Genomic DNA, 12,623 nt, shown 5'->3' with positions numbered 1-12,623 from the left:
GGCCCCTGCCTCGCTCCTCCCATGACGAAAGGACACGGACATGGCAGAGCACATCGTGGTGGTGGGTGCGGGCTACGCGGGTCTGGCCGCGGCCAAGCTGGCGGCGAAGTGGACCGGCTCCCGCGTCACCCTCGTCAACGAGCGGGACCGGTTCGTCGAGCGGGTGCGGCTGCACCAGCTCGCGGTCGGGCAGCCGATGCGCGGCGACGTCCCGCTCGCCGACCTCCTCAAGGGCACCGGGGTCGAGCTGGTGGTCGACCGGGTCACCGACCTCGACCCGGAGGCCCGCAAGGTCCGGCTCACGACCGGGGCGCTGGCCTACGACCGGTTGATCTACGCCCTCGGCAGCCGCGCGGACGTGAGCGGCGTCCCCGGCGCGGCCGAGCACGCGCACACCGTCGCGACCCGCGAGGACGCCGAGGAGCTCGCGGTCGCGCTCCGGAGCGCGCGCACGGTGGCCGTGGTGGGCGGCGGGCTGACCGGCATCGAGGCCGCCGCCGAGCTGGCCGAGTCGCGCCCGGACCTGGACGTGCTGCTGGTCACCGGCGGCGGGTTCGGCGAGGCGCTGTCGGAGAAGGGCAGGCGGCACCTGGTCCGGGCGTTCGACCGGCTCGGCGCGCGGGTGCGCGACCACGCGCGGGTCGCCGAGGTCCGCGCCGACGGGCTGGTGCTCGACACCGGCGAGCTCGTGCCCGCCGACGTGGTGGTCTGGACGGCCGGTTTCACCGTGCCGGACCTGGCCGCGCGGGCGGGCCTCGCGGTGGACGACCGCGGGCGCGTGGTGGTGGACCAGGAGCTGCGGTCGGTGTCGCACCCGGACGTGCTGGCCGTGGGCGACGCCGCCGCGATCAAGCGGCAGGACGGCCTCGAACTGCGCATGGCGTGCGCGACCGGCCTGCCCACCACCCAGCAGGCCGTGCGGGCGCTGGCGAAGCGGCTGGGCGGCGGGGAACCGGCCGACGGGCTCCGGTTCAAGTACGTCCAGCAGTGCATCAGCCTCGGGCGGCGGGACGGGCTGATCCAGTTCGTCGACGCCGACGACCGCCCCAAGGAGCGCGTGCTCACCGGTCGGTCGGCGGCGCGCTACAAGGAGCTGATCGTCCGCATCGCGTTCCTGTTCCAGCGCCACCCGACGATGCCGGCCGGCTAGAGCTCGAACCGGTACCCCATCCCCGGCTCCGTCACCAGGTGCCGGGGACGGGACGGCTCGGGCTCCAGCTTGCGCCGCAGCTGGGCCAGGTACACGCGCAGGTAGTGGGTCTCCTTCGCGTACGCCGGACCCCACACCTCCTGCAGCAGCTGCTTCTGCGCCACCAGCCGGCCCCGGTTGCGGGCCAGGATCTCCAGCAGGCCCCACTCGGTGGGCGTCAGGTGCACCTCGACGCCGTCGCGGCGCACCTTCTTCGCCGCCAGGTCCACGGTGAACGACGCCGTCTCCACCACCGCGTCCTCGCCCTCGGCCACCGCCGAGCGCCGCACCGCCGCCCGCAGCCGGGCCAGCAGCTCGTCCATCCCGAACGGCTTGGTGACGTAGTCGTCCGCGCCCGCGTCGAGCGCCTGCACCTTGTCGGCCGAGTCGACCCGCGCGGACAGCACGATGATCGGCACGGTCGTCCAGCCGCGCAGGCCGGCGATCACCTCCGTGCCGTCGACGTCGGGCAGCCCGAGGTCGAGCACCACCACGTCCGGCTTGCCCTCGGCCGCCGCCTTGAGCGCCGCCGTGCCGTCGTGGGCGGTCAGCACCGAGTAGCCGCGCGCCGACAGGTTGATCCGCAACGCCCGCACGATCTGCGGCTCGTCATCGACCACCAGCACCTTCGTCACGCCCGGACCCTACGCCGGGTCCGGCCGCGCGCCACGGCGACCGACTACGTTCGGCGAAGTTCCTGATGCCTCCTTGACGCGGCCGGGAGCGCCTTTGTGCCGTTTCGACGGCAGCTTCTCCGCATCGGTGCGGAAAGCGTGAGTACATCCGGGTGCGAATGAAACAGTTCGCTGGACAGCCGTACTGCGAAAGTGCGAATGTCCTGTCCGAATTCGGACACTTGCTCACTCACGGTGAGCCACGAGGAGGTCTGATGACCACCAGCGTGACCAATCAGGACGCCTTACAACTCGTGGTCGCCGTGCACCGGCTGATCCGCAGCCTGCGCCAGTCCGCGTCGGTACGCCGACTCCAGCCCACGCAGTTGCTGGTGCTCGCGGAACTCGCGTCGCAGGGCCCGATGAGGATCGGCGAGATCGCGGTTCGGGCGTTGTGCTCGCAACCCACGGCGACCACGGTCGTGACGGGTCTGGAATCGGCCGGCCTGGTGCGCCGGGAATCCGACCCGGCCGACGGGCGGGCCACCATCGTGGAGCTGACCGGCCTCGGGCGGGACACCATCCTGTCCCTGGCGCACGGCGAGGCGGAACTGCTCTCGGAACGCATTTCCCGGTTGGACCCGGAGGAGCGCGACGCGCTGAGGTCGGTCACGCCGCTGCTGCGCCGGCTCGCCGACCCGCCGAGGTGAGCCGTCAGCCCCGCGGGCGGGGTTGGCAGCGGGGGCAGGAGAACGACGAGCGGTTCATGAACGGCTCGCGCCTGATCGGCGTCCCGCACCGGCGGCACGGCTCGTTCTCCCGCCCGTACGCGGCCAGGGACCGGTCGAAGTAACCCGACTGGCCGTTCACGTTGACGTACAGCGCGTCGAACGACGTGCCGCCCTCGCCCAGCGCCTGGTACATCACCTGCGTGGCGTGCGCGAGCAGCTCGGCGGCCTTGGCCCTGGTCAGCTTGTCCGCCGGCCGCAGCCCGTGCAGCCGGGCCCGCCACAGCGCCTCGTCGGCGTAGATGTTGCCCACGCCGGAGACCAGCGTCTGGTCGAGCAGGGCGCGCTTGACCCCGGTCCGCCGCCCCCGCAGCGCCGCGACGGCCGCGTCCGGGTCGAACGCCGGGTCCATCGGGTCGCGGGCGATGTGCGCCACCGGCCGCGGCAGCAGGGTCCCGTCGACCTCCACGAGGTCCGCGAGCGCCAGGCCGCCGAACGTGCGCTGGTCGACGAAGCGCAGCTCCGGGCCGTCGTCGTCGAACCGGACCCGCACCCGCAGGTGCTTCTCGTCGGGCGCGCCGACCGGCTGCACCAGCATCTGGCCGCTCATCCCGAGGTGCGCGAGCACGGCGTCGCCACCCGACAGGTCGACCCACAGGTACTTGCCGCGGCGGCGCGCGGCCTCCAGGCGCTGACCGGTCAGGCGCACGGCGAAATCCGCCGCACCGGGCAGGTGGCGGCGGATCGCGCGTGGGTGGAGGACCTCGACCGCGGCGACGGTCCTCCCGGCGACGTGCTCGTGCAGGCCCCGGCGGACGACCTCTACCTCGGGCAGCTCGGGCACGGTCGGGTGATCAGTCCTGGGACTCGCGTGCGGCGGCCTCGGCCTGCTCGAGCTCTTCGAGCAGCTCGTAGGCGGCGGCCTGCGGCTTGGTCGGCTTGAGCATCCAGCCACCGGCCTGGGCGGTGTCGCGCACGAGGACCAGGCCCTGGATGCCGCCGTTGCGGCCGGCGTTCAGCGGGCGGGAAGGACGCGCGTGGCGCGCGCGCCGGTTCGTCCGGACGTTCGTGGCATACATTTCGGCGTCAGTCTTCCTGGGTAGGTGCAGCCTGAGGTGAAGCCTGGGATGGGGCTTGCGTCGCCGAGCCGGGTGCGTGGCCGTTGCCGGACGCGCCGGTCTCCTGCTCGGCGCGGACCCGTTCGTGCAGCACGCGGTAGGCGGCCTCGGCCGCCTTCTGCTCGGCTTCCTTCTTCGTGCGCCCGTCGCCGGTACCGTGCGCCTGACCACCGACGAGCACCGTGGCGGTGAACTCCTTGCGGTGGTCCGGGCCCTGGTCGTCCACCCGGTACTCGGGCACGCCCAGGCCCGCTGACGCGGTCAGTTCCTGCAGACTGGTCTTCCAGTCCAGTCCAGCACCTCGCAGTGGCGCTTCGGCCAACAACGGGTCGAACAGGTGGTGAACGAGTTGCCGCGCGGTGTCGATGCCGAACTGCAGGTACACCGCGCCGATGACGGCCTCCAGGCCGTCCGCGAGGATGCTCGCCTTGTCCCTGCCGCCGGTCAGCTCCTCGCCGCGACCGAGCAGCAGGTGCCCGCCCAACCCGTCGTCGCCGAGACCACGGGCCACGCCCGCCAGGGCGTGCATGTTGACCACGCTCGCGCGGAGCTTCGCGAGCTGCCCCTCGGGCAGGTCGGGGTGGGTGCGGTACAGGTGGTCGGTGACGACGAGGCCGAGCACCGCGTCACCGAGGAACTCCAGCCGCTCGTTCGGCGGCAGGCCGCCGTTCTCGTACGCGTACGACCGGTGTGTCAGCGCGAGCGTCAGCAGCTCGGCGTCCAAGGGGACGCCGAGCGCTTCGAGCAACGGGGCGCGGTCGGCGGACCGACCGCGCGACGACCTACCCCCCACGATTCGTCGCTACCTTCGCCAGAGGGGTGATCAGGCCGGCTGGACGACCTGGCGGCCGTCGTACTGACCGCAGGCCGGGCAGGCGACGTGCTGCGGCTTCGGCTGGCGGCAGGCCTTGTTCTGGCAGGCCACCAGGTGCACGGCAGCGGTCTTCCACTGAGCGCGGCGCGAGCGCGTGTTCGAGCGCGACATCTTCCGCTTCGGGACGGCCACGACTAGTTCTCCTCTGGATTGTCACGATTCCCGTCGAACCGCTCCTGGAGAGCAGCCCACCGGGGGTCAATCGTCTCATGCCCGTGGTCGGGGCCGAGATCAGCCAGCTTGCCGCCGCAGTCGACGCACAGCCCGAGGCAGTCCGGCGAGCACAGCGGCACCTGTGGCAGCGCGAGCACGATGGCGTCGCGCACCACGGGTTCGAGGTCGATCAGGTCGTCGTGCAGACGGCTGACCTCGTCCTCTTCGGTGGTCTCGTCGGTGGTGCTGTCCGGGTACGCGTACAGCTCCGTCAGCTCCACCTCGACCTCCGCGGACAGCGGTTCGAGGCAGCGCGAGCACTCGCCCTCGACCACCGTCGCGGCCGTGCCCGTCACGAGCACGCCTTCGACCACCGACTCCAGCAGGAGGTCGAGTTCGACGTTGCCCCCCGCAGGCACCTCGATCACGCCCGCCAGGCCGAGGCCCGCCGCGGGCACCGTCCTGCGCACCCCGCGGCTGGAGCCCGCACGACGCCCGAGGTCCCTGGTGTCGATGACCCAGGGCCCGGTCGCTGTGGGACGCGCGGAGGCGTGACGGTGCTCAGACATGATGTTTGGTGTGCTGCCGGGGACTTACCACGACCAGCCGTACAAGGGTACGGGACAACGGGCGTCGACGTGAAATCGGCTGGTCGGGACGTCGCCCGGTCGGGTCATTCGTGGTAGTCGAACGGCGCGGCGGCGCTCGCCACGGCCGGGCCGCGCAGGTGCGAGCGGCCCTTGCCGACGCTGCGCAGCGTGTGCGCGAGCAGGTCCTCGAAGTCGGCCAGCTTGCCGTCCACGTACGCGTCGCACTCGTTGCGCAGCCGGATCGCCTCGGTCTGGGCGGCGTCGAGCACGCGCGCGGCCTCGACGTGCGCGGCCTGCACGACCTCGGTGCCGTCGACCAGGCGCGCCTGCTCCGCCCGGCCCTCCTCGATCGCCCGCTCGTAGTTCGCCCGGCCCGCCTGGACCATGCGGTCGGCCTCGGCGTGCGCCCGGCCCACCAGCTCCTCGTACTCCTGCCGGCCCGCGGCGACGGTCCGCTGCGCCTGGTCCTCGGCCTCGGCCACCACCCGCTCGGCGCGGGCCCGCGCCTCGGACAGCATCCGCTCCGCCTCGTGCTGCGCCTCGGCGACCATCCGCTCGGCGTCGGACCTGGCCTTGCTCAGCGCCTGGTCCGCGTCGTGCTGCGCCTTGCCGACCAGCTCGTCGCGGTGGTCGAGCACGTCCTGGGCGTCGTCCAGCTCCGCGGGGATGGCGTCGCGCACGTCGTCGAGCAGTTCGAGCACGTCGCCGCGCGGCACGACGCACCCGGAGGTCATCGGCACGCCACGCGCTTCCTCGACGATCGTGACCAGCTCGTCGAGGGCCTCGAACACCCGGTACACGTCACACTCCTCGCGCCCACAGCAGTACCCGTCCTAGTGTGCCCTGCCGATCTCGCCGCCGCCGGGAGATCGGCAGGGCGTGTCCGGCTACCGGGTGATGTCCACCAGGGCGGAGGTCGCGCAGCGGTCGGCCGTGCAGGAGTACGACTTCGGGGTCGCGTCGCCGGTCACGGTGCGCCGCGCGCCGCGGGTGGGAACGCCCGGCGTCCTGACGGTGCACTCGCGGTAGCACCCGCTCGGGCAGGACGGCCTCCCGGTTGGCGAACACCCGGTTGTCCTGCGAGTACGGGCAGGGCCCGCCGCGCCGGACCAGGCGGACGGTGTCGGTGGCCCGGCCCGGCGGGCGGAGAGGGCGACGGTCCGGAAGCCGGACGTGGCGCCGCAGGCGGCCCGCGCCGCCGGGACGGTCCCGGCCGCGACCGCCCGGGGCGACGTCGTGACCGAGCCCGCGAGGACCAGCAGCAGCGAGGGAAGGCACCTTCGCGGTGCGCGATGTGATCTCGCTCATGCCGGTGAACGGTAATCACACCGGACGACGGGGAAGCGGTCGCGAAGTTGACCCGGCGTGACCGGTCAGCGACCCTCGGCGAGCCGGGCGGCCAGCCGGTCCTTGATGCTCGGCGGCAGCAGGCTCGACACGTCGCCGCCGTAGGTGGCCACGTCCTTGACCAGGGAGCTGGCCAGGAAGCTGTAGATCGGGTTGGTGGGCATGAACAGCGTGTCCACCCCGGAGAGCTGGTGGTTCATCTGCGCCATCTGCAGCTCGTAGTCGTAGTCGCTGACCGCGCGCAGGCCCTTGACGATGGCCTTGATGTCGTTCTCCCGGCAGTAGTCGACCAGCAGGCCGTGCCAGGCGTCCACGCGGACGTTGGGCCACTGCGCGGTGACCTCGCGCAGCATCTCCGTCCGCTCCTCGACCGAGAACAGGGTCTTCTTGTTCTTGTTGATGAGCACGGCGACGACGACCTCGTCGAAGAGCTTCGCCGCTCTGCCGATGATGTCCAGGTGTCCGTTGGTGGCCGGGTCGTAGGAGCCGGGGCACACGGCACGCGTCATGGTTTCGGACGGTAGCACCCGATCGGACGCATCCACTCAGGTGCGTGGTCGGCATCACCCGGAGGCGCCAACCTGTTCGCCCCAGTGCAGCGCCGTGTCGCCGTATCGCTTGCTGCGCAAGGATTCCACGGCACCCGGCCACACCGGCTCCGGGCTGCGCGCGCCGCGCTCCACGATGATCAGCGACCCCGGCCGCGTCCAACCGTTGGTGACCAGGGCCGCGAGGAGCCGGTTGAGCTGCTCGTCGGTCACCGCGTAGGGCGGATCGGCGAACACCACGTCGCACGGCGCGTCCGCCGCGGTGCCCGCCACGGCCTCCGCCGTGCGGTTGAGCACGGTCGCGCCGGGCAGGGCGACCACCTTGGCGTTGCTCTTCAAGACTTCGGCAGCCCGCTTGTCCGCCTCCACGAACGTCGCCCGCGCCGCGCCCCGCGACAACGCCTCGAACCCCAGCGCCCCGGACCCCGCGTACAGGTCCAGCACCACGCAGCCGTCGAGGTCGACCAACGCCTCCAGCGAGCTGAACAACGCCTCGCGGACCCGGTCGGAGGTGGGGCGGGTGACGCGCGGCGGCACCTGCAAGCGACGGCCACCGGCGACACCCGCGACAATCCTGGTCACCGGGTCATCGTGCCACCAGCGAGCGCCACCACCCGTCCACCGCCGGCGGCGCGGCCACGTCGACCCGCTCGCCGGGCCGCGGCACGGCCAGCGGCACCTCGTGCGCCCCCGCCTCCCGCCACACCCGGTCCACGGGCTCGGACCAGTCGTGGAACGCCAGGTTGAAGGTCGCCCAGTGCACGGGGATCAGCAGCCCGCCGCGCACGTCCCGGTGCGCCGCCACGCCCTCCTCGGGCGTCATGTGGATGTCCGGCCAGCCGGGACCGTAGGCGCCGATCTGGATCAGCGAGGCGTCGAACGGCCCGTGCTCCTCGCCGATCCTCTTGTACCCGTCGAAGTACCCGGTGTCACCGCTGTAGTAGACCCGGTGCCGGGGGCCCTTGATCACCCACGACGCCCACAGCGTCGTGTCGCGCCGGAAGCCGCGGCCGGAGAAGTGCTGCGCCGCCGTCGCCACCAGCGCGACCCCGGCCACCTCGTGCGACTCGTCCCAGTCCAGCTCCACGATCCGGCGCTCGGGCACGTGCCACCGCCGCAGGTGCGCCCCGACCCCCAGCGGCACCACGAACACCGCGTCGGTGTCCCGTTCCAGCGCCCGCACCGTGGGCAGGTCGAGGTGGTCGTAGTGGTCGTGCGAGATCACCACCGCGTCCACCGCCCCGACCTCGTGCAACGCGTGGGGGACCGGGTGCAACCGCCGGGGCCCGACCGCGGGCGACGGCGAGCACCGGTCGCTCCACACGGGGTCGATCAACACCCGGGCGCCGTCGATCTCCACCAACGTCGAAGCGTGCCCGTACCAGGTGATGTGCAACCCGTCACCGGCGTCACCGGCCGGCGGCACCAACGGCACCTCGCCCACGGGCCGCCGCTGCTGCCCGCCGAAGAACATCTCCCGCAACGTCCCCGCGGCGCCGTCGGGCATGGTCCGCGTCGCCTGCTCGTTGTGGAACTTCCCGTCCCGGTACCGGGGCGACCGCAGCACCCGCTCCCCACCCGGCCGACCACCCAACGCCAACGGCACGTCCCGCGCCGCCCAGGCGACAGCCCCGGCCGCAAGGGCGAACAACGCCCCGGTCACCTTCTTCATGCCACCCCAACGCCACCACCGCACCGCCGGTTCCCCCGAACGCCGGATGTGGCACCCACCACCCCGCTCCTCCCCCACCGCGCCCGCCGACCCACCCACATCGGACCCGCCGCCACCCCACCGGGGCTCGATGTGACATGGGTTCGGGTGCCGTGGACCGCACGAAGCCGGGCAGGCGTGGCGGACGCCCTTCCCGCCATGCCTGCCCGGCTTCGGCCTGCCCGGGGTGCCCCATGTCACATCGAGCCGGACAGCACCACCGACCCGCGAACCCCTAGCCGATCACGATCAACAGGTCCCCGCCCTCGACCTGCTGCACCCCGCGCACGGCCAACCGCTTCACCCGACCGCCCCTGGGCGCGGTGATCGCCGCCTCCATCTTCATCGCCTCGATGGTCGCGATCGTCTGCCCGGCCTCGACCTCGTCGTCCTCGCCCACGTTCGGCGTGACGACACCGGCGAACGGCGCGGCGACGTGACCGGGGTTGCTCCGGTCCGCCTTCTCCGCCGCGGGCACCTCCGCCGCGATCGACCGGTCGCGCACCTGGATCGGCCGCAACTGCCCGTTCAGCGTGGCCATCACCGTGCGGATGCCGCGCTCGTCGGCCTCGCCGATGGCCTCCAGCCCGATCAGCAGCCGCACGCCGGGCTCCAGGTCGACCGAGTACTCCTCCCCCGGCTTCAACCCGTAGAAGAAGTCCTTGCTGCCGAGCACGCTGGTGTCCCCGTACGCCTCGCGGTGCGCCAGGAACTCCTTGGTCGGAGCGGGGAACAGCAGCCGGTTCAGCGTGGTGCGCCGGTCGTCCTCGAGCCCCTTCACGTCCTCGTCGGTCAGCTCCGCCACGCCCTTGGGCGCGGCACGCCCCTGCAGCGCCTTGGTCCGGAACGGCTCCGGCCAGCCGCCGGGCGGGTCGCCCAGCTCGCCGTGCAGGAACCCGATCACCGAGGCCGGGATGTCGTACCGCCCGGGGTCGGCCTCGAACTCCGCCGGCGACACCCCCGCGCCGACGAGGTGCAGCGCCAGGTCGCCGACGACCTTGGACGACGGCGTGACCTTCACCAGGCGCCCGAGCATCCGGTCGGCCGCCGCGTACATGGCCTCGATCTCCTCGAACTTCTCCCCGAGCCCGAGCGCGACGGCCTGCGTGCGCAGGTTGGACAGCTGCCCGCCGGGGATCTCGTGCGAGTAGACCCGCCCGGTCGGCCCGGGGATGCCCGACTCGAACGGCGCGTAGACCTTGCGCACCGACTCCCAGTACGGCTCCAGGTCGCACACCGCCCGCAGGTCCAGCCCGGTCGCCCGGTCCGTGTAGTCGGTGGCGGCCACGATCGCCGACAGGGGCGGCTGGGACGTCGTGCCCGCCATGGACGCCACCGCGCCGTCGACGGCGTCCACACCGGCCTGGATGGCGGCCAGGTAGGTCGCCAGCTGGCCACCCGCCGTGTCGTGCGTGTGCAGGTGGACGGGCAGGTCGAACTCCTTGCGCAACGCCGTGACCAGCCGCGACGCCGCCGGCGGGCGCAGCAGGCCCGCCATGTCCTTGATCGCCAGCACGTGCGCGCCCGCGCCGACGATCTGCTCGGCGAGCTTGAGGTAGTAGTCGAGCGTGTAGAGCCGCTCGTCGGGGTTCGACAGGTCGGCGGTGTAGCACAGGCACACCTCGGCCACGGCGCTGCCGGTCCCGCGCACGGCCTCGATCGCCGGCCGCATCTGCTCGACGTCGTTCAGCGCGTCGAAGATCCGGAAGATGTCGATGCCGGTCTTCGTCGCCTCCTCGACGAACGCGCTGGTCACGGCCTCCGGGTACGGCGTGTAGCCCACCGTGTTCCGACCGCGCAGCAGCATCTGGAGGGTGATGTTCGGCACGGCCTCGCGCAGCGCGGCGAGCCGCTCCCACGGGTCCTCGGCGAGGAACCTCAGCGCCACGTCGTAGGTCGCGCCGCCCCACGCCTCCAGCGACAGCAGCTCGGGCGTCATCCGCGCCACGTGGGGTGCGACGGCCAGCATGTCCTTCGTCCGCACGCGGGTGGCCAGCAGCGACTGGTGCGCGTCGCGGAACGTGGTGTCGGTCACCGCGAGCGCCTTGGCGTCGCGCAGCCAGCGGGCGAAGCCCTCGGGGCCCAGCTCGTCCAGCCGCTGCTTCGACCCGGCGGGCGGCTCGGCGTTGAGGTCCACCACCGGCAGCTTCACCCGCGGGTCCACAGCGGACGGACGCGGGCCGTTGGGCTTGTTGACCGTCACGTCCGCCAGGTAGGTCAGCAGCCGCGTGCCGCGGTCGGCCGAGTGCCGCGCGGTCAGCAGGTGCGGGCGCTTCTCGATGAACGACGTCGTGACGCGGCCCTCGTAGAAGTCCGGGTCGTCCAGCACCGCCTGGATGAACGGGATGTTGGTCGACACGCCCCGGATGCGGAACTCGGCCACGGCGCGCCGGGCGCGGGCCACGGCGGCGGCGAACGTCCGGCCGCGGCAGGTCAGCTTGACCAGCATGGAGTCGAAGTGCGCGCCGATGACGGTGCCCGCGCCGGTCGTGCCGCCGTCCAGCCGGATGCCGGAGCCGCCCGGCGAGCGGTAGGCGCTGATCATGCCGGTGTCGGGGCGGAAGCCGTTGGCCGGGTCCTCCGTGGTGATGCGGCACTGCAGGGCCGCGCCGCGCAGCTGCACCGTCTCCTGGCTCAGGCCCAGGTCGTCCAGGTTCTCGCCGCTGGCGATCCGCATCTGCGACTGCACCAGGTCGACGTCGGTGACCTCCTCGGTGACCGTGTGCTCGACCTGGATGCGGGGGTTCATCTCGATGAAGACGTAGTTGCCGTGCGGGTCGAGCAGGAACTCGACGGTGCCGGCGTTGCGGTAGCCGATGTGCCGGGCGAACTTGACCGCGTCGGTGCAGATCCGGTCGCGCAGCTCCGGGTCGAGGTTGGGCGCGGGCGCGATCTCGATGACCTTCTGGTGGCGGCGCTGCACCGAGCAGTCGCGCTCGAACAGGTGCATCACGTTGCCCTCGCCGTCGGCGAGGATCTGCACCTCGATGTGCCGCGGCTCGACCACGGCCTGCTCCAGGAACACGGTCGGGTCGCCGAACGCCGACTCCGCCTCGCGGGACGCGGCCTCCAGCGACTCCCGCAGCGCGCCCGGCTCCTCGACGCGCCGCATGCCGCGCCCGCCACCGCCCGCGACGGCCTTCACGAACACCGGGAACGCGATGTCCTCGGCGGCGCGCACCAGGGCGTCGATGTCGCTGGACGGCTCACTGGACTTGAGCACGGGCAGGCCGGCCTCGCGGGCCGCGGCGATGGCGCGCGCCTTGTTTCCGGTCAGCTCCAGCACGTCCGAGGGCGGCCCGACGAACGTGATGCCGGCGTCGGCGCACGCCTTGGCCAGCTCGGGGTTCTCCGACAGGAAGCCGTAGCCGGGGTAGACCGCGTCGGCACCCGCCTTGCGGGCCGCCTTGATGATCTCCTCGACGGACAGGTAGGCCCGGACGGGGTGGCCGGGCTCGCCGATCTCGTACGCCTCGTCGGCCTTCAGGCGGTGCAGGGAGTTGCGGTCCTCGTGGGGGAAGACGGCAACCGTGCCCGCGCCCAGCTCGTAGGCGGCGCGAAAGGCCCGGATCGCGATCTCGCCGCGGTTGGCGACAAGAACCTTGCGGAACATGCGGCGTTCCCTCCCGGTTACTCGGCGGGCCCCGCCGAGCAGGGCGGGACTCGATGAATCAAGGCACGTTACCGTGCGCTTCCCGCCCCTCGGGAGTTCCATCTCACGTGACGGACGTCATCGTGATCGTTCACTCAT

General features: G+C 72.5%; 14 protein-coding genes. 2 read left to right on the top strand and 12 right to left on the bottom strand.

Going from position 1 to position 12,623, the window contains the following annotated elements; translation table 11 throughout:
- Positions 1-40 precede the first annotated feature (40 nt).
- The gene (locus ACIGNX_RS19890; RefSeq protein ID WP_396542069.1) at positions 41-1,150 is read left to right on the top strand and encodes an NAD(P)/FAD-dependent oxidoreductase; all 1,110 of its coding nucleotides are present in this window, start codon (positions 41-43) and stop codon (positions 1,148-1,150) included.
- Here the strand turns inward: ACIGNX_RS19890 and ACIGNX_RS19885 are convergent.
- Entirely contained in the window at positions 1,147-1,824 is a 678-nt protein-coding gene (locus ACIGNX_RS19885) for a response regulator (protein WP_396542067.1), read from the bottom strand. The genes ACIGNX_RS19890 and ACIGNX_RS19885 overlap by 4 nt on opposite strands.
- A gap of 254 nt (positions 1,825-2,078) precedes the next feature.
- Here ACIGNX_RS19885 and ACIGNX_RS19880 point away from each other — a divergent pair, with 254 nt between their 5' ends.
- Positions 2,079-2,513 (top strand): MarR family winged helix-turn-helix transcriptional regulator, encoded by a 435-nt coding sequence (locus tag ACIGNX_RS19880; RefSeq protein ID WP_396542065.1) that lies wholly within the window; start codon positions 2,079-2,081, stop codon positions 2,511-2,513.
- A 4-nt stretch (positions 2,514-2,517) separates the two neighbouring features.
- Here ACIGNX_RS19880 and mutM read toward each other — a convergent pair whose 3' ends face one another.
- The 11 genes from mutM to ACIGNX_RS19825 all read right to left on the bottom strand — a co-directional run bounded on the left by mutM (position 2,518) and on the right by ACIGNX_RS19825 (position 12,485).
- Entirely contained in the window at positions 2,518-3,375 is an 858-nt protein-coding gene (gene mutM / locus ACIGNX_RS19875; protein WP_396542063.1) for a bifunctional DNA-formamidopyrimidine glycosylase/DNA-(apurinic or apyrimidinic site) lyase, read from the bottom strand.
- 10 nt (positions 3,376-3,385) lie between these two features.
- On the bottom strand, positions 3,386-3,610 hold the full coding sequence (locus ACIGNX_RS19870; RefSeq protein ID WP_396542061.1) for a hypothetical protein: 225 nt from the start codon (positions 3,608-3,610) through the stop codon (positions 3,386-3,388).
- A gap of 7 nt (positions 3,611-3,617) precedes the next feature.
- Entirely contained in the window at positions 3,618-4,442 is an 825-nt protein-coding gene (gene rnc, locus ACIGNX_RS19865; protein WP_396542059.1) for a ribonuclease III, read from the bottom strand.
- Between the two features lie 30 nt (positions 4,443-4,472).
- Positions 4,473-4,655 (bottom strand): 50S ribosomal protein L32, encoded by a 183-nt coding sequence (rpmF, locus tag ACIGNX_RS19860; protein ID WP_073896635.1) that lies wholly within the window; start codon positions 4,653-4,655, stop codon positions 4,473-4,475.
- Between the two features lie 2 nt (positions 4,656-4,657).
- Positions 4,658-5,245: a YceD family protein gene (locus ACIGNX_RS19855; protein ID WP_396542057.1), complete on the bottom strand. Its 588-nt coding sequence runs from the start codon at positions 5,243-5,245 to the stop codon at positions 4,658-4,660.
- A 104-nt stretch (positions 5,246-5,349) separates the two neighbouring features.
- Positions 5,350-6,066, bottom strand: coding sequence for a DivIVA domain-containing protein (locus tag ACIGNX_RS19850; RefSeq protein ID WP_396542055.1), 717 nt, complete (start codon positions 6,064-6,066; stop codon positions 5,350-5,352).
- An 87-nt stretch (positions 6,067-6,153) separates the two neighbouring features.
- The gene (locus ACIGNX_RS19845; protein ID WP_396542458.1) at positions 6,154-6,525 is read right to left on the bottom strand and encodes a ribonuclease domain-containing protein; all 372 of its coding nucleotides are present in this window, start codon (positions 6,523-6,525) and stop codon (positions 6,154-6,156) included.
- A gap of 114 nt (positions 6,526-6,639) precedes the next feature.
- On the bottom strand, positions 6,640-7,122 hold the full coding sequence (gene coaD, locus ACIGNX_RS19840; protein ID WP_396542053.1) for a pantetheine-phosphate adenylyltransferase: 483 nt from the start codon (positions 7,120-7,122) through the stop codon (positions 6,640-6,642).
- A 54-nt stretch (positions 7,123-7,176) separates the two neighbouring features.
- Positions 7,177-7,743 (bottom strand): 16S rRNA (guanine(966)-N(2))-methyltransferase RsmD, encoded by a 567-nt coding sequence (rsmD, locus tag ACIGNX_RS19835; RefSeq protein WP_396542051.1) that lies wholly within the window; start codon positions 7,741-7,743, stop codon positions 7,177-7,179.
- Positions 7,744-7,747: 4 nt separating this feature from the next.
- On the bottom strand, positions 7,748-8,833 hold the full coding sequence (locus ACIGNX_RS19830; RefSeq protein WP_396542049.1) for an MBL fold metallo-hydrolase: 1,086 nt from the start codon (positions 8,831-8,833) through the stop codon (positions 7,748-7,750).
- A 274-nt stretch (positions 8,834-9,107) separates the two neighbouring features.
- Positions 9,108-12,485: a pyruvate carboxylase gene (locus ACIGNX_RS19825; RefSeq protein ID WP_396542047.1), complete on the bottom strand. Its 3,378-nt coding sequence runs from the start codon at positions 12,483-12,485 to the stop codon at positions 9,108-9,110.
- Positions 12,486-12,623: the final 138 nt, after the last annotated feature.

The sequence above is a fragment of the Actinosynnema sp. NPDC053489 genome, from assembly GCF_044544865.1.
Taxonomy (GTDB): Bacteria; Actinomycetota; Actinomycetes; order Mycobacteriales; family Pseudonocardiaceae; genus Actinosynnema.
This window is presented reverse-complemented; position numbering and strand designations above follow the sequence as displayed.

Excerpts from the sequence above, each read along its gene's own strand:
- ACIGNX_RS19890 (WP_396542069.1), top strand. The coding sequence starts at position 41 with ATGGCAGAGCACATCGTGGTGGTGGGTGCGGGCTACGCGGGTCTGGCC.
- ACIGNX_RS19880 (WP_396542065.1), top strand. The coding sequence starts at position 2,079 with ATGACCACCAGCGTGACCAATCAGGACGCCTTACAACTCGTGGTCGCC.
- ACIGNX_RS19870 (WP_396542061.1), bottom strand. The coding sequence starts at position 3,610 with ATGTATGCCACGAACGTCCGGACGAACCGGCGCGCGCGCCACGCGCGT.
- ACIGNX_RS19855 (WP_396542057.1), bottom strand. The coding sequence starts at position 5,245 with ATGTCTGAGCACCGTCACGCCTCCGCGCGTCCCACAGCGACCGGGCCC.
- coaD (WP_396542053.1), bottom strand. The coding sequence starts at position 7,122 with ATGACGCGTGCCGTGTGCCCCGGCTCCTACGACCCGGCCACCAACGGA.
- ACIGNX_RS19830 (WP_396542049.1), bottom strand. The coding sequence starts at position 8,833 with ATGAAGAAGGTGACCGGGGCGTTGTTCGCCCTTGCGGCCGGGGCTGTC.
- ACIGNX_RS19825 (WP_396542047.1), bottom strand. The coding sequence starts at position 12,485 with ATGTTCCGCAAGGTTCTTGTCGCCAACCGCGGCGAGATCGCGATCCGG.